Genomic DNA, 13,777 nt, shown 5'->3' with positions numbered 1-13,777 from the left:
CCAGGCGGGGGTGGCGCCCCTATAATCGAGGGCTTTGCGAGCGGCCGCCGGCCGCCTCTTTCGTCCCCCACCCATGCCTATCTACGCATACAAGTGCAGCGCCTGTGGCTTTGCCAAGGATGTGCTGCAGAAAATGTCCGATGCTCCCCTGACGGAGTGCCCGACTTGCGGCGCTGATGCGTTCAGCAAGCAAGTGACCGCTGCCGGGTTCCAGCTCAAGGGCTCCGGCTGGTACGTCACCGATTTCCGCGACGGCGGCAAGTCCGGCGGCAGCAAGTCCGGCGGCGACAAGACCGCCGTCAGCTCTCCCTCCGACAACGCTTCCGCCAAGCCGGCCGAGGCTCCCGCAAGCGCACCGGCGCCGGCTGCTGCGCCCGCCGCGGCACCCACGTCCAGCGCGGACTGAGGCTGCACCCCGCCATGCTCGCCCTGCGCAAATGGCTGCTGTCCGGCTTGCTGGTCATCGTTCCGCTGGCCATCACGTTGGCCGTGCTGAACTGGATCATCGGCACGCTCGACCAGACGCTGTGGCTGTTGCCGGAGGAGTGGCAGAGGTACCTCAGCGAGCACAAGGTGCGCGGACTCGGCGTGCTGCTGACACTGACCATCCTGCTGAGCGTCGGCGCGGTCGCGAGCAATTTCGTCGGCAAGCGCCTGCTGGGCTGGGGTGACGCGGTGGTTCGCCGCATCCCCGTGGTGCGGTCGATCTATTCCAGCGTCAAGCAGGTTTCCGACACGCTGTTCTCCGAGAACGGCAACGCATTCCGCACCGCCGTGCTGGTCCAGTGGCCGCGCGAGGGTGTCTGGACGATCGCCTTCGTGACCGGCACCCCCGGCCAGGAGGTCGTCGAGCACCTGGGGGGCGGCGAGTATCTCGGCGTCTATGTGCCGACGACGCCCAATCCGACGGGCGGCTATTTCGTGATGCTCAAGCGCAGCGACTGCATCGAACTCAGGATGAGCGTGGACGACGCGCTCAAGTACATCGTCTCGATGGGGGTGGTCGTTCCTGGCGGCCCTGCAACGATCGCGATCAAATAAACGCGCCCAAGGGCGCCGGAATCCATCTATGGCCATGCGTACAAACTATTGCGGTCTCGTGACCGAAGCCCACCTGGGGCAAACCGTCACCATTTGCGGCTGGGTGAATCGCCGCCGCGACCATGGGGGCGTGATCTTCATCGACCTGCGCGACCGCGAGGGCTATGTGCAGGTGGTGTGCGACCCGGATCGGGCCGCCACCTTCGCCACCGCCGAGGGCCTGCGCAACGAGTACTGCCTGCAGATCACCGGCCTCGTTCGCGCGCGCCCCGAGGGCACGACCAACGACAACCTCAAGAGCGGCAAGATCGAAATCCTGTGCCACGACATGAAGGTGCTGAACCCTTCCGTGACGCCGCCGTTCCTGCTCGACGACGACAACCTCTCCGAAACCACCCGCCTCACGCACCGCGTGCTGGACCTGCGCCGCCCCGCGATGCAGCGCAACCTGATGCTGCGCTACAAGGTGACGATGGAGACGCGCAAGTTCCTCGACGCCAACGGCTTCATCGACATCGAGACGCCGATGCTCGGCAAGTCCACGCCCGAAGGCGCGCGCGACTACCTCGTGCCCAGCCGCGTGCATGACGGCAGCTTCTTCGCACTGCCACAGTCGCCGCAGCTCTTCAAGCAGCTGTTGATGGTGTCCGGATTCGACCGCTACTACCAGATCGTCAAGTGCTTCCGCGACGAAGACCTCCGCGCGGACCGCCAGCCCGAATTCACGCAGATCGACATCGAGACCTCGTTCATGGCCGAGGAAGAGATCCGCGAGATGTTCGAAGGCATGATCCGCAAGGTGTTCCGTGCGGCGGCCGAGGTCGAGTTGCCGCCGTTCCCCGTCATGAGCTATGGCGACGCCATGTTCAAGTACGGCTCCGACAAGCCCGACCTGCGGGTCAAGCTCGAATTCACCGAGCTGACCGACGTGATGCGCAATGTCGAATTCAAGGTGTTCGCGCAGGCTGCCAGCATGACCGGCGGCCGCGTCGTGGCACTGCGTGTACCGGGCGGTGGCGCCGAGGGCGGTCTCTCGCGCGGTGACATCGACGCCTACACCGAGTTCGTCAAGATCTACGGCGCCAAGGGTCTCGCCTACATCAAGGTCAACGACGCCGGGAACGGCCGCGAAGGCCTGCAGAGCCCGATCGTCAAGAACCTCGACGACGGCTCGTTGGCCGAAATCATTGCGCGCACCGGTGCGCGCAACGGCGACATCCTGTTCTTCGGCGCCGACAAGGCCAAGGTCGTCAACGACGCGATCGGCGCGCTGCGGGTCAAGATCGGCCACAGCGCCTTCGGCAAGAAGGCTGGTCTGTTCGACGACCGCTGGGCGCCGCTGTGGGTCGTCGACTTCCCGATGTTCGAGTTCGACGAGGAAGGTCAGCGCTGGTCGGCGGTGCACCATCCGTTCACCGCGCCCAAGGACGGCCACGAGGACCTCATGGATTCGGCACCCGAGAAGTGCATCGCCAAGGCCTACGACATGGTGCTCAACGGCATCGAGATGGGCGGCGGCTCGGTCCGTATCCACCGCGAGGAAGTGCAGAGCAAGGTCTTCCGCGCGCTCAAGATCAGCGCGGAGGATGCGCAGAACAAGTTCGGCTTCCTGCTGGACGCGCTGCAGTACGGCGCCCCGCCGCACGGCGGCATCGCCATCGGCCTGGACCGCCTCGTGATGCTCCTGAGTGGCGCCGAATCGATCCGCGACGTGATCGCCTTCCCGAAGACCCAGCGCGCTCAGGATCTGCTCACGCAGGCGCCGAGCCCGGTCGACGAGAAGCAGCTGCGCGAGCTGCACATCAAGCTGCGCAACCCACAACCCGCCAACTGATCGGGGCAGGGGCTGCAAGCATGAGCGAGCGCCCCTGGAAAATTCCGGAGTCGGTGCTGGTCGTGATCCACACGCCGGCGCTCGACGTGCTCCTGATCCGTCGTGCCGACGCCGAGGACTTCTGGCAGTCGGTCACCGGCAGCAGGAACTCCGAAGACGAGCCGCTGGTGCTCACCGCCGCCCGCGAGGTGGCTGAAGAAACGGGCATCGACTGCGGCGAAGGCTCCGAGCTCGCTGCACGGCTGGTCGACTGGGGCCTCGAGAACATCTACGAGATCTACCCGCGCTGGCGCGCCCGCTACGCGCCGGGCGTGACGCACAACACGGAGCACCTCTTCGGCCTGTGCGTCCCCGACCGCGTGACGCCGCGGCTCGACCCGCGCGAGCACACGGACTGGCGCTGGCTGCCCTACCGAGAGGCGGCCGATGCCTGTTTTTCGCCATCGAACGCCGAGGCGATCCTGCTCCTGCCACAATTTGCGCGATGAATCCGCAGGCGAACACCCTCCGCGTGGCCACCTACAACATCCACAAGGGTGTGCAAGGCATCGGGCCGGCGCGGCGCCTCGAAATCCACAATCTCGGCCACGCCATCGAGCAACTCGATGCGGACATCGTGTGCCTGCAGGAAGTTCGCAAGATGAATCGCCAGGCGGCGATGCGGTTCAGGCATTGGCCTGAGCTGCCGCAGGCCGACTTCCTGGCGCCCGAAGGCTATACCGCGGTCTACGAAACCAATGCGATCACCAGGCACGGCGAGCACGGCAACGCGCTGCTGACCCGCTGGCCGGTGTTGCGCAAGACGCACCAGGACATCTCGGACCATCGCTTCGAGCAGCGCGGACTGCTGCATGTCGTGATCGACATCGAGGGGCGGCCGGTGCACGCCATCGTGGTGCATCTGGGGCTGATCAAGGGCAGCCGGATCCGGCAGGTGGCCCAGCTGAGGGAGTTCGTCGACCGCGAGATCCCGCCGGACGAGGCACTGGTAGTGGCAGGCGACTTCAACGACTGGGGCGCGCGCATGCGCTACGCGATGAACGCCATGGGCATGCGGGATTCGAGCGACCTGCGCGGTCCACGCATCCTGACCTACCCGTCGCGGCTGCCTGTGACCCAGCTCGATTTCATCTACGGGCGGCGTCTCACACCGGTCGCCTGCTCGGTGCCTCGCGGTCCGATCTGGGCGCGGATGTCCGACCATCTCCCGCTGGTGACCGATTTTTTGCTATCGAAACAGTAGCAACAACCATAAGCGGGTAGGGCGCTGTAGGGCTAATCGGCCGGCGGCCATTCGCTGTTAGGATGCTTGAATGCTAAGGACCATCGACGCCGCACGGCGCCCCGTGGAAGGGGATGAAGACGAGGGCACACCCGTGTCCGTGAAGATTCGCGAGCGCCTGCTGGCCGCACGACGACGCTTCAACGCCAACGACAACATCGCCGAATTCATCGAGCCGGGCGAACTCGAGCATCTGCTCGACGAGGTCGAGGGCAAGATGAAGCACGTGCTGCAAAGCCTCGTGATCGACATCGAGAACGACCACAACACCGACAACACCGCCCGGCGCGTCGCGAAGATGTACCTCAACGAGGTGTTCAAGGGTCGCTACGTGGCACAGCCTTCGCTCACCGAGTTCCCCAATGCGGAGCATCTCAACGAGCTGATGATCGTCGGGCCGATCACGGTGCGCAGCGCCTGCTCGCACCATTTCTGCCCGATCATCGGCAAGCTGTGGATCGGCGTCATGCCCAACGAAAAGACGAACGTGATCGGCCTCTCGAAGTACGCGCGCCTTGCCGAATGGGTCATGGGCCGTCCGCAGATCCAGGAAGAGGCCGTCGTCCAGCTCGCGGATCTGATCCAGGAAAAGACACAGCCGGACGGACTCGCGCTGGTCGTGGAGGCGGAGCACTTCTGCATGCAGTGGCGCGGCGTCAAGGAGATGGACAGCAAGATGATCAACTCCGTGATGCGCGGCGTGTTCCTGAAGGACCCGAACCTGCGCCGCGAATTCCTTTCCCTCCTTCCGCGCCAGCGCTGAACATCATGCTCGTACGTCTTCTCTACGCCAGCCGCGCCGTGGACACCAGCCAGGAAGCCATTGACGCGATCCTGGCCCAATCGCGCTCGCACAACACGGCGTGCGGCATCACCGGCATCCTCTGCTATGGCGGCGGCGTGTTCCTGCAAGCGATCGAAGGCGGGCGAACGGCGATCAGCGAGCTCTACGGCCACATTCAGAGGGACCCCCGCCACAAGGACGTGGTGCTCCTGCATTACGAAGAGATCTCGGAGCGCCGTTTCGGCGGCTGGACCATGGGGCAGGTCAACCTGTCGAAGCTCAATGCGTCGACGCTGCTCAAGTATTCCGAGCGGCCGGAGCTCGATCCGTACTCCGTCTCGGGCAAGGTCTCGCTGGCGCTGCTCGAAGAACTGATGGCCACCGCCGCCATCGTCGGGCGGCACTGAATCCCGGGTGCACACCGCCGCGCGGGCCGCGGCGGATCCAGGGCGCTGCATGCTCCTGATCGGCTGCGATTTTTCGAGCGCACCCACTTCGCGCAAGCCGATCGTGGTCGCCCTGGGCGCATCGAGCGACGGGCGGGTCGCGCTCCATGGCTTCGAGTGCTTCACGTCGCTGGATGCATGGAGCCGCTGGCTGGCCGAGACGCCGCAGTGGGTCGGGGCGTTCGATTTTCCGTTCGGCCTGCCACGCGAACTGGTCGTCGATCTGGGCTGGCCTTCCGAGTGGAAGTTGCTCATCGAGCACTACGCCGCCCTCGATCGATCGACGATTCGCGACACCTTTGCCGCCTTCTGCGCCGCACGTTTGGTGGGCAGCAAGTTCGCGCATCGCGCGACGGATCGTCCCGCGGGTTCCAGCCCGTCGATGAAGTGGGTCAACCCGCCGGTGGCGTTCATGCTTCATGCCGGGGTGCCGCGCCTGATGGCCGCGGGCGCCTCGCTGCCCGGTCTGCATGTGGGGGTCGAAGGCGGTCACCGGATCGCGCTGGAAGGCTATCCGGGTCTGCTGGCGCGCGAACTGGTCGGCCGCCGCAGCTACAAGAGTGACCAGGCCGCAGCGCAGACGGCGGAACGCCGGCTCGCTCGCAATGACCTTCTCGCAGCCCTGGAGCGGGGATCTGCGCGGTTGGAACTTCGGCTGGTGGCGCACGGCGATTTGCGGGAACGGCTCCTGGCCGATGCCAAGGGTGACCACATCGATGCGGTGATGTGCCTCGTCCAAGCCGCCTGGGGCGCGGCTCGCCGAACGAGTGAAGGGCCGGGCTACGGGCTGCCATCCACCGTCGATCCACTCGAAGGCTGGATCGTCACGGCCTGAGGGCCGGCGTCCTACACCGGTTCGCGCTCATCCCGGCGCTCGGCCGGACTTCTGCTGCGTAGATTGGAGAACGTGGTTCGAATGAACCATCGGTGAACCTCCATCAACTCGCAAAGGAAATCTCATGAACAAGGATCAAGTTTCAGGCCGCGTGGAAGAAGCCAAGGGCAAGCTCAAGGAAGCGGCAGGCAAGGTGATCGGCAGCGACAAGCTGAAGGCGGAAGGCCAGGTGGACCAGGCCGCCGGCAAGGTGCAGAAGACCTACGGCGACACCAAGGAGCAGGTCAAGGACGCGCTACGCAGCGAGGCGGACAAGCCCTGAGCGACGCCCAGAAGAAAGCCCGGCATGCCGGGCTTTCTTGTGAGGTGCGGGAATCGCGGCTTCAGTGACCGAGCCAGTCCTTGAGCTCGTCCGCGTGTTCTTCCTCGTCGCTGAGGATTTCCTCGAGCATGCGGCGTGTGGTCGGGTCCTTGTCGCCAATCAGCGCGATCATCTGGCGGTAGGTTTCCACCGCGATGCGCTCGGCCACGAGGTTGGCGCGCACCATGGCCTGCAGGTCCAGCGATTCGTCGTAGTCCGCATGGCTGCGATCGAGAAGCGTCTTCGGTCCGAAATCCGGCTCGCCGCCGAGTTGCACGATGCGCTCGGCGATCTTGTCCGCATGCGCGGATTCCTCGTTCGCATGAACCAGGAACTCCTCGGCGATCTTCGGCGATGCCTCGCCATTGGCCGTGAAATAGTGGCGTTTGTAGCGCAGCACGCACACGAGCTCGGTGGCGAGGGCATCGTTGAGCAGCTTGACGATGTCGTCGCGCCAGGGCCCGTAGCTGGGCGTCACGGCGCCTTCGTCGAGGTCCTTCGAGGCCGCGGCGTCGATGGCTTTCTGATTCAGGACGAGGCGGTCGGGGCGTTCTTTGACGGCGGTGTTCATGGGGCATCCTTTCGTGGGTTGGCTGTTTTCTTCATCAGCGTGGTCACGAGGTCGGCCACGTCCGATGTCTTGAGCACGGCGGCCAGGATGGCGGTGATCGACAGCAGCCGCCATGGCCTGACCAGAACGACGAGCGCACCCGTGGCAGCGGCTGCGGCGACCAGCTTCGCGGGCTGCTCTCGCGCATAGCGCTCGAGCACCGGCCGGGCAAGCTGGCCCGCTGCGTTGGCAGGGTGGCGGCGCCACCAGCGCCGCACCACATGGTTCGCCACCTGGCTCCACGCAATGCCGTGTTGCCCGTCGACCTGTTGCGGCGACCCGTCGGGCGCCGCATCGAGCCAGTCTCCAGGCCGTTCGTCCTTGTCCCCTTGGAGTTGCGCGATCAACGCACGACGCGAGAGTGAGAGGCGCTGCTGCGGCGTGAGCTGTTCGCGCTCAGTGCTCATGGCCTTCTCCGGCGAGATGAAGCGCATGGATGTCGGCCTCAACCTGCGCCCGCAGTTCCGCGAAGCCATGGAGATCGCGCTGCCGCGCAGCGTAGAGCGCCGAGATCAGCGCGATCAGCATCGCGACCCCGGGGACGGCCACGAGCGTCCAGTGGAACCGGTCATGCATCGCTGCGAGCATGATCGCCACGCCGATGAGACCGAGCGCCAGCATGACGCTCACCACAGCCAGAACGCCCGCGACCATTCGGGCGACCAGGCTGCGACTGGCCTCCTGCGCTTCTTCGCGAAGGAGCGCGCCATAGTTGGCGAGGTGATCGGCGATCAGCTCGGGATGCCCGAGCACCGTGGAGTAGATGGGATGAAGCATGGTGCCGGGCAATTGAGGCTCGTCGCGAGCCGCCGATGAACGTCAGGGACTCAGATCAGTAGTCGTCCCGGCGGCGGCTTGCGAGCACGATGAGCGCGGTGATGGCTGCGCCGGCCGCGGCGGCAATGAGCACCGAGCGCACGGGTTGATCGGCGATGTACTTGCCCGTGACGTCGGCCGCCTGTTCCAGGCGGCGCTGCGCGCGGGCACTGGTGGTCGATGCCGCGTCCAGGCCGCGTTGCACGGCCTGCTGAACGCGGGCCGCGAGCTGTTCCACGGCGGGCTCTGCGTCGCGACGCAGGTCGCGCACCTTTTCCCCCGCCGCGTTCACGGCGTTCTGCGCATAGGCCCGCGTCGTGTCGATTGCATCGGCTGCGGTCTGACGCGCGTCTTCGGCCAGCTGCTGGGGAGTCTTGATGGTCGTGTTCATGAAAAAAATCCTTCCGGGAAATTGGTTGCGAGGACCTGCTCATCGTACCGACGCTACCCGCGTCGTATCAAGCCCGCGATGAAACTGGCCAGCGCGAGGACCAGGAAGATGATGAACAGGATCTTGGCGATGCCCACTGCACTTGCTGCGATGCCGCCGAATCCGAAGATGGCTGCGATCAGGGCAATGACCAGGAACACGACTGCGTAGTGCAACATGCTTGACTCCTTTGATGTGGCCGCGTTGATGTGAAAGCGCGCCTTTGGGAACACGCTTGGATCAACGTTAAGAGTCGCCCCGCGGCGACCCTGTCAGCAGCGGCGGCCGCGAGGCGTAGGAGAGGGCCGAATGCCTTTGGAGCCCCGGGTGAGCGGCAGGCCGCGGGCTCACGCCACGGCGGCAGATGGAACCGGGTTGGCTGGCAGTACCGCGCTCAATCGAGTGCCCTGGCCCGGCTTGGACGTGACGGTGAGCCGGCCCTTGGCGGCCTCCACGCGATGGCGCATGCCGGCCAGGCCGTGGCTCGAGGGCCGATGGTGCTGCGGGTCGAAGCCCTTGCCGTTGTCGGTCACTTCGACGACCACGTGATTGCCGTAGTTCTTCATGACGATGCTGGCCTCGGTCGCCTGCGCGTACTTGACGATGTTCGTCAGCCCCTCCTGCACCATCCGGTAGACCGTGAGCTGGTTGGCCTCGTTCAACATCACCGGCTCGAGCACCATCTCGATCTCGATGTTCGAGCGCTCCGCGAATTCGCGGCCGAGGATCTCCAATGACGCGACCAGCCCGAGGTTGGAAAGCGACGAAGGCCGCAGGTCCTCGATGATGCGGCGCTTGAGCGCAATGCCGCTGTTGAGGAGGTCGTTGAGGTGCTGCAGCCGCTGGATCGCATCCGGCAGTTCGGTCATCCGCGACTTCAGCCGCGCGACATCGAGCTTGGCGGCAGTGAGCAGCGAGCCCAGCTCGTCGTGCAGCTCGCGCGCGAGAAAGCCGCGTTCGGTCTCGCGCACCTGCTGCAGGTGAGTCGCGAGTTCGGCGAGCGTTGCGGTGCGTTCGCGCACTTCGTCCTCCAGCGCGTTGCGCTCGAGTTCGAGGGCCTGCTGCTGCCGTTCTCCGGCCTTGCGCAAGGCGTGGCTCTGCCTCAGGTAGAGGTAGAACGCGACGAGCGCGGCGAGCGCGACGATGGCGATGCCGATGCGCGCGAACCGCAGCGACTTCACGATCTGTAGCTGTCCGCGCGTGAGCTCGTCACTGCTGAGCGCAACCAGGTCCCCGACCTCGTTGCGGATGGCGTCCATCTCTTCGCGGCCCACATCGGTCGTGATGACGAACTTCCAGGCATCCTCGTTGCCGCGTTGGCGCAGCCGCACGCTCATGTCCATCTCGGCGAGCTTCTTCGAGACGTGCTTGGCGAGCTGGTTCAGCTGCGCGAGCTGGGTCGGCCGGTTCGCATAGAGCAGTTGCAGCGCGGCGAGATGGCCGTCGACCTGCTTGACCGCAGCGTCGTAAGGCTCGCGGTAGCGGGGCTCGCCTGTCAGCAGATAGCCGCGCTGGCCCGTTTCAGCATCGAGTATGTTCTGAAGCATGAGGTTCAGCACGACGCGCGCGCGCTGCGCATCGCTCACCTCCTCGAGGGCCTGGCGGGATTGGCGATAGCCGGCTTCGTTGATGCCCACGAGCACGAGGGCCGCGAGAGTCGCCAGCGTGAGGCTCAGCGCCATCTTCGGGAAAGCTAGCCAGCGCATGGGGTCTCCGAGCGATGCCGAGAAATCAAATTCGGGAATAATCGAAACAGGCCAGGGACCGGCATGTTGCGACGCAAAAAGCCGCGATTCAACAGTGAAGGTAACAGATGATCAAGATTGGAATTGTGGACGACCACGCCATCGTTCGCTCCGGTTTGCGGCAGTTCTTTTCCGAGCATGTCGACCTGCGCGTGGTGGGTGAAGCTGCGAGTGGGCGCGAGGCGATCGAACTCGTCCGCACCACTGAACTCGATGTGCTCGTGATGGACCTTTCCATGCCGGGACAAAGCGGCATCGACGCGCTTGCGATGATCCGCGCGAAGGCACCCGATGTCGGGATCCTCATCCTCAGCGGCTATCCCGAAGAGCACTACGCGATGAACCTCATCCGCCAGGGCGCGAGCGGGTATCTCAACAAGGAGTGCGATCCGATCGAGATCGTGAATGCGATTCGCACCATCTCGCTGGGGCGCCGCTACATCACGCCCGCCGTCGCGGAACTGCTCGCGCGCCAGCTCGATCGCAAGGATGACGCCGCGCCGCACGAGCAGCTCTCGGAACGCGAGTTCCAGGTGTTCCTCAAGCTCGCCAAGGGAGAGACCGCCGGGGACATCGCGAAGACCTTGTCCCTGTCGGTGAAGACCGTCAGCACGTATCGCACGCGGTTGATGGAGAAGATGAATCTCTCGTCCAACAGCGACCTCACCTACTACGCGCTGAAGAACAAGCTGATCGATTGAATCGGCTGCTTGCGGCGCGGTCAGTTTCGGCTGGCCGTCTGCCGTAGCGCGGCGGACTGGGCGATGCAGAAATCGATGAGTCCATCGATTTCGTTCGACTTGTCGAAGACTGCATCGACCCCGAATTGCGCACACCGCTTGCGTATGTCCGGCGTCGCGTAGTTGCTCAGCACCACCACTTTCTGGCCAGGGCGCCGCGACATGCAGGCCTGGAGAACGCCCAGGCCGCTCCCCTGTTTGAGGAAGAGGTCGATGATGGCGAGTTCCCATTCGTCTTTGTTTTCGCTCAGCCATTGAGTCGCCTCGGCTTCCGTCTCTGCGAAGCCGATCGTCGAAATGCACGTGAGCTCTTCCAGAGTGCCGACGAGATTCTCTCGGATCGTGACGTTGTCTTCGACGATGTAGGTTTTCAATCTGGGGTCCATGAGAACCGCTTGCCCCCTTGGCGAGCCTGGCTACGAACTGCTTGCCCCCAAGGAAAGCTGTCGTTGCAAATGCTACGGAATATTAGGCCCGATGATGCAGGGAAGCGCGTCCAGCCGCTGTAGGCTTGTTCTTACGAGTGTTGCTCGGAAGCCGCACTCGTAGGTCCGTCCCCACAGCGCATGCGGTGCGATGCCGACGCGGCGGTGGTGGCAGCCCTCGTACGCTCTCCGGACAGGGCACATGAAGCGGCCCGACTGAACCAGAGCTTGCCGAGGAGCCCTGAAATGCAGATTCTTTGGAGTTACGTCGCCTTCGGTGTGCTGACACTGATGGCTGCGCTCACTGTCGCCGGAGGAGCGCCGGCTGCCCTGACATCAGCGAGCGCCGCGGTGGGCATCGACTGAAGGTTCGTTCGGTGACTGCGGTCCTCCCTGTCTCGAACCATGGATCGGCGTGGATCCGGTTGGGCGCGATTCTGCTTGGGCTCGTGGTCGCGCTGGTCCTGGTTGTCATCTTCTTCCCGTGGGATGTGCTGCGCGAACCGGTCAATCGCTTTGTCAGCGAGCGGACTGGACGCAAGTTCGAGATCACGCGAAAGCTCGACGTGAAGCCGGGCCTGCACCTTGCCACCATTGAGCTCGACGGCGTCGAGTTCGCCAATCCCGGGTGGGCCCGCGATCGCTATCTGTTGCGCGCCGAGCGTGCCGAGTTCGAGATTGCCTACTGGCGGCTGTTGGCCGGGAGGCTCGTTCTTCCGCGACTGAAGCTCAGTTCGCCGGAGATCGGCCTCCAGCTCGAAGAGGACGGCCGGCGCACCTGGGCACTGAGCAAGGACAGCGCCGATACGGGCACCGTTCCGACCATCGGTCTGGTGCAGGTGGACGGCGGCAGCGTGGACTTCCTCGCAAGGCATCAGGAACTCGACCTGCGTGTCCAGTTCGACTACGACAGCAGCCGCGGCGACATGCCACTGCAGTACGCGATCAATGGGCTCCTTCATCGCCAGCCCCTGAAGGGCGAAGGCCGAACGGGCGATGTGCTCGAACTCAATTCGGGCGGGCACGCGCCTTTCCCGATCGAGATCGACCTGCGCGCCGGCACGGCCCACCTCAAGGCCAAAGGCACGGTGGCCGAGCTGGCCAGCCTCGACGGCCTGGATGCGCAGGTCGACATGCGAGGCCAGAACCTCGGCAACCTCTATCCGGTGCTCGGCGTGGCGTTGCCGCAGACGCCGCCGTACGCGATCAAGGGCAATCTCCGAAAAAACGGCGATCTGTGGGAGCTGCGGGCCTTGTCGGGCCGGCTGGGCCTCTCCGACATTGTCGGCGACATGCAGTTCGACAAGGCCCGGAAGGTGCCGCATCTGGGCGGCGCGCTCCGCTCGCGCGTGCTCGACATGGATGACCTTGGACCGCTCATCGGCCTGGCGCCGACCGCCCGTTCAGCCCACGCGGTGGAAGGCGTCGCGCCGCCGCCGACAATTTCGCAGACGAAGCAGGGGCGGCCGGATCCGAACCGGAAGGTGCTTCCCGACGCGCCGCTGGACTTCGAGCGACTTCGGGCCATGAACGCCGATGTGAAGTACGTGGCCGATCGCATCGACAATGTGCGCCAGTTGCCGCTGGACAAGGGCAGCGTGCAAGTGACGCTGAAAGATGGTGTGTTGACGCTCGATCCGCTCGACCTGGGCGTGGCAAGCGGCAAGGTCACCGGCAAGATCCGCATCGATGCCACGCAGAACCCGGCCGACGTCCGTGCGGCGCTGGACGTGCGTTCGATGCAGCTCGAGCGCCTCATCCCCAAGGTGGAAAAGCTCAAGAGCAGCTTCGGCAAACTGGACGGTCGCATCAACCTGTCGGGACGCGGCAATTCGGTGGCCGGATGGCTTGGGGGCGCGTCGGGCGACGTCGCCGCGATGACCGGCCGAGGTCAGATGAGCAACCTGCTGCTCGAGGTCTTCGGACTCGACGGCGGCGAGATCATCAAGTTCCTGCTCGAAGGCGACCGCGAGGTGACCCTGCGGTGCGCCGCGGTGGCCTTCGACGTCGGCAGGGGCGTGATGCGCGGCCGCAACCTGCTCCTGGACACGAGCGACACCGTTTTCAACGGAACGGGCGACATCAGCCTTGCCGACGAGAAGATGAACCTCGTCATCGAGCCTCGGCCCAAGGACAAGAGCATTCTCGCGATGCGGACACCGCTTCTGATCCGCGGCACTTTCGCGACGCCGAAAGTCGGTGTCGAAGCCGCGCCGCTGGCGGCCCGCGGTGCCGCTGCGTTGGCCCTGGGTGCCATCAACCCGCTGCTTGCGCTCGCGGCCACGATCGAGACGGGTCCTGGGCAGGATGCGGATTGCACGGAAGTTCTGACGCAGGCACGCAAGCCCGAGTCGGGTGAGGCCGCCGCCGGTGCGGCCAAGGCGAGGAAACAGCCCGCCCTCGCGGGAAGTCGCAGTTAGTTGACCGG

Annotated in this window: 18 protein-coding genes; 11 read left to right on the top strand and 7 right to left on the bottom strand. The window is 65.0% G+C overall.

Going from position 1 to position 13,777, the window contains the following annotated elements; all coding sequences use genetic code 11:
- Positions 1–73: 73 nt before the first annotated feature.
- The 9 genes from BLW05_RS15130 to BLW05_RS15090 all read left to right on the top strand — a co-directional run bounded on the left by BLW05_RS15130 (position 74) and on the right by BLW05_RS15090 (position 6,544).
- Complete coding sequence (locus BLW05_RS15130) at positions 74–406, top strand: FmdB family zinc ribbon protein (RefSeq protein ID WP_093163729.1); 333 nt, start codon at positions 74–76, stop codon at positions 404–406.
- A gap of 14 nt (positions 407–420) precedes the next feature.
- Positions 421–1,041 carry a DUF502 domain-containing protein gene (locus tag BLW05_RS15125; protein WP_093163727.1) on the top strand — a complete coding sequence of 207 codons (621 nt, stop codon included), beginning with the start codon at positions 421–423 and terminating at the stop codon, positions 1,039–1,041.
- Between the two features lie 28 nt (positions 1,042–1,069).
- Positions 1,070–2,875, top strand: coding sequence for an aspartate--tRNA ligase (gene aspS, locus BLW05_RS15120; RefSeq protein ID WP_093163726.1), 1,806 nt, complete (start codon positions 1,070–1,072; stop codon positions 2,873–2,875).
- A gap of 20 nt (positions 2,876–2,895) precedes the next feature.
- Positions 2,896–3,363: a dihydroneopterin triphosphate diphosphatase gene (gene nudB, locus BLW05_RS15115; protein ID WP_093163724.1), complete on the top strand. Its 468-nt coding sequence runs from the start codon at positions 2,896–2,898 to the stop codon at positions 3,361–3,363.
- On the top strand, positions 3,360–4,118 hold the full coding sequence (locus BLW05_RS15110; protein ID WP_093163723.1) for an endonuclease/exonuclease/phosphatase family protein: 759 nt from the start codon (positions 3,360–3,362) through the stop codon (positions 4,116–4,118). Before nudB ends, BLW05_RS15110 begins: the two co-directional genes overlap by 4 nt.
- A 70-nt stretch (positions 4,119–4,188) precedes the next feature.
- Entirely contained in the window at positions 4,189–4,920 is a 732-nt protein-coding gene (gene folE / locus BLW05_RS15105; protein WP_093163721.1) for a GTP cyclohydrolase I, read from the top strand.
- A gap of 5 nt (positions 4,921–4,925) precedes the next feature.
- Entirely contained in the window at positions 4,926–5,348 is a 423-nt protein-coding gene (locus BLW05_RS15100) for a BLUF domain-containing protein (protein ID WP_093163720.1), read from the top strand.
- A 49-nt stretch (positions 5,349–5,397) separates the two neighbouring features.
- Positions 5,398–6,222: a DUF429 domain-containing protein gene (locus BLW05_RS15095; RefSeq protein ID WP_093164078.1), complete on the top strand. Its 825-nt coding sequence runs from the start codon at positions 5,398–5,400 to the stop codon at positions 6,220–6,222.
- Between the two features lie 124 nt (positions 6,223–6,346).
- Complete coding sequence (locus BLW05_RS15090) at positions 6,347–6,544, top strand: CsbD family protein (RefSeq protein ID WP_093163718.1); 198 nt, start codon at positions 6,347–6,349, stop codon at positions 6,542–6,544.
- 61 nt (positions 6,545–6,605) lie between these two features.
- Here BLW05_RS15090 and BLW05_RS15085 read toward each other — a convergent pair whose 3' ends face one another.
- The 6 genes from BLW05_RS15085 to BLW05_RS15060 form a co-directional block, all read right to left on the bottom strand.
- Complete coding sequence (locus tag BLW05_RS15085; RefSeq protein ID WP_093163716.1) at positions 6,606–7,154, bottom strand: ferritin-like domain-containing protein; 549 nt, start codon at positions 7,152–7,154, stop codon at positions 6,606–6,608.
- The gene (locus BLW05_RS15080) at positions 7,151–7,600 is read right to left on the bottom strand and encodes a hypothetical protein (RefSeq protein WP_093164077.1); all 450 of its coding nucleotides are present in this window, start codon (positions 7,598–7,600) and stop codon (positions 7,151–7,153) included. The genes BLW05_RS15085 and BLW05_RS15080 overlap by 4 nt, the downstream gene beginning before the upstream one ends.
- Entirely contained in the window at positions 7,590–7,970 is a 381-nt protein-coding gene (locus BLW05_RS15075; RefSeq protein WP_093164075.1) for a phage holin family protein, read from the bottom strand. The genes BLW05_RS15080 and BLW05_RS15075 overlap by 11 nt, the downstream gene beginning before the upstream one ends.
- 55 nt (positions 7,971–8,025) lie before the next feature.
- Positions 8,026–8,400 carry a hypothetical protein gene (locus BLW05_RS15070; RefSeq protein WP_093163714.1) on the bottom strand — a complete coding sequence of 125 codons (375 nt, stop codon included), beginning with the start codon at positions 8,398–8,400 and terminating at the stop codon, positions 8,026–8,028.
- A gap of 53 nt (positions 8,401–8,453) precedes the next feature.
- On the bottom strand, positions 8,454–8,618 hold the full coding sequence (locus tag BLW05_RS15065) for a DUF1328 domain-containing protein (protein ID WP_093163713.1): 165 nt from the start codon (positions 8,616–8,618) through the stop codon (positions 8,454–8,456).
- Positions 8,619–8,786: 168 nt separating this feature from the next.
- Complete coding sequence (locus BLW05_RS15060; protein ID WP_256330322.1) at positions 8,787–10,145, bottom strand: CHASE3 domain-containing protein; 1,359 nt, start codon at positions 10,143–10,145, stop codon at positions 8,787–8,789.
- Between the two features lie 107 nt (positions 10,146–10,252).
- Between BLW05_RS15060 and BLW05_RS15055 the strand changes: the two genes are divergently transcribed.
- Positions 10,253–10,885, top strand: a complete 633-nt coding sequence (locus BLW05_RS15055; protein ID WP_028249172.1) for a response regulator — start codon at positions 10,253–10,255, stop codon at positions 10,883–10,885.
- 20 nt (positions 10,886–10,905) lie between these two features.
- Here the strand turns inward: BLW05_RS15055 and BLW05_RS15050 are convergent, their stop codons facing one another.
- Entirely contained in the window at positions 10,906–11,310 is a 405-nt protein-coding gene (locus BLW05_RS15050; protein ID WP_093163711.1) for a response regulator transcription factor, read from the bottom strand.
- Between the two features lie 416 nt (positions 11,311–11,726).
- On the opposite strand from BLW05_RS15050, the gene BLW05_RS15045 reads away from it, so the two are divergent.
- A complete protein-coding gene (locus BLW05_RS15045) occupies positions 11,727–13,769 on the top strand; it encodes an AsmA family protein (protein WP_093163709.1) in 2,043 nt (680 codons plus the stop codon).
- Positions 13,770–13,777 lie beyond the last annotated feature (8 nt).

This window comes from Variovorax sp. YR216, assembly GCF_900107745.1.
In the GTDB taxonomy this organism is placed as follows: Bacteria; Pseudomonadota; Gammaproteobacteria; order Burkholderiales; family Burkholderiaceae_C; genus Variovorax.
This window is presented reverse-complemented; position numbering and strand designations above follow the sequence as displayed.

Excerpts from the sequence above, each read along its gene's own strand:
- BLW05_RS15130 (WP_093163729.1), top strand. The coding sequence starts at position 74 with ATGCCTATCTACGCATACAAGTGCAGCGCCTGTGGCTTTGCCAAGGAT.
- BLW05_RS15125 (WP_093163727.1), top strand. The coding sequence starts at position 421 with ATGCTCGCCCTGCGCAAATGGCTGCTGTCCGGCTTGCTGGTCATCGTT.
- aspS (WP_093163726.1), top strand. The coding sequence starts at position 1,070 with ATGGCCATGCGTACAAACTATTGCGGTCTCGTGACCGAAGCCCACCTG.
- nudB (WP_093163724.1), top strand. The coding sequence starts at position 2,896 with ATGAGCGAGCGCCCCTGGAAAATTCCGGAGTCGGTGCTGGTCGTGATC.
- BLW05_RS15110 (WP_093163723.1), top strand. The coding sequence starts at position 3,360 with ATGAATCCGCAGGCGAACACCCTCCGCGTGGCCACCTACAACATCCAC.
- folE (WP_093163721.1), top strand. The coding sequence starts at position 4,189 with ATGCTAAGGACCATCGACGCCGCACGGCGCCCCGTGGAAGGGGATGAA.
- BLW05_RS15100 (WP_093163720.1), top strand. The coding sequence starts at position 4,926 with ATGCTCGTACGTCTTCTCTACGCCAGCCGCGCCGTGGACACCAGCCAG.
- BLW05_RS15095 (WP_093164078.1), top strand. The coding sequence starts at position 5,398 with ATGCTCCTGATCGGCTGCGATTTTTCGAGCGCACCCACTTCGCGCAAG.
- BLW05_RS15090 (WP_093163718.1), top strand. The coding sequence starts at position 6,347 with ATGAACAAGGATCAAGTTTCAGGCCGCGTGGAAGAAGCCAAGGGCAAG.
- BLW05_RS15085 (WP_093163716.1), bottom strand. The coding sequence starts at position 7,154 with ATGAACACCGCCGTCAAAGAACGCCCCGACCGCCTCGTCCTGAATCAG.
- BLW05_RS15080 (WP_093164077.1), bottom strand. The coding sequence starts at position 7,600 with ATGAGCACTGAGCGCGAACAGCTCACGCCGCAGCAGCGCCTCTCACTC.
- BLW05_RS15075 (WP_093164075.1), bottom strand. The coding sequence starts at position 7,970 with ATGCTTCATCCCATCTACTCCACGGTGCTCGGGCATCCCGAGCTGATC.
- BLW05_RS15070 (WP_093163714.1), bottom strand. The coding sequence starts at position 8,400 with ATGAACACGACCATCAAGACTCCCCAGCAGCTGGCCGAAGACGCGCGT.
- BLW05_RS15065 (WP_093163713.1), bottom strand. The coding sequence starts at position 8,618 with ATGTTGCACTACGCAGTCGTGTTCCTGGTCATTGCCCTGATCGCAGCC.
- BLW05_RS15060 (WP_256330322.1), bottom strand. The coding sequence starts at position 10,145 with ATGCGCTGGCTAGCTTTCCCGAAGATGGCGCTGAGCCTCACGCTGGCG.
- BLW05_RS15055 (WP_028249172.1), top strand. The coding sequence starts at position 10,253 with ATGATCAAGATTGGAATTGTGGACGACCACGCCATCGTTCGCTCCGGT.
- BLW05_RS15050 (WP_093163711.1), bottom strand. The coding sequence starts at position 11,310 with ATGGACCCCAGATTGAAAACCTACATCGTCGAAGACAACGTCACGATC.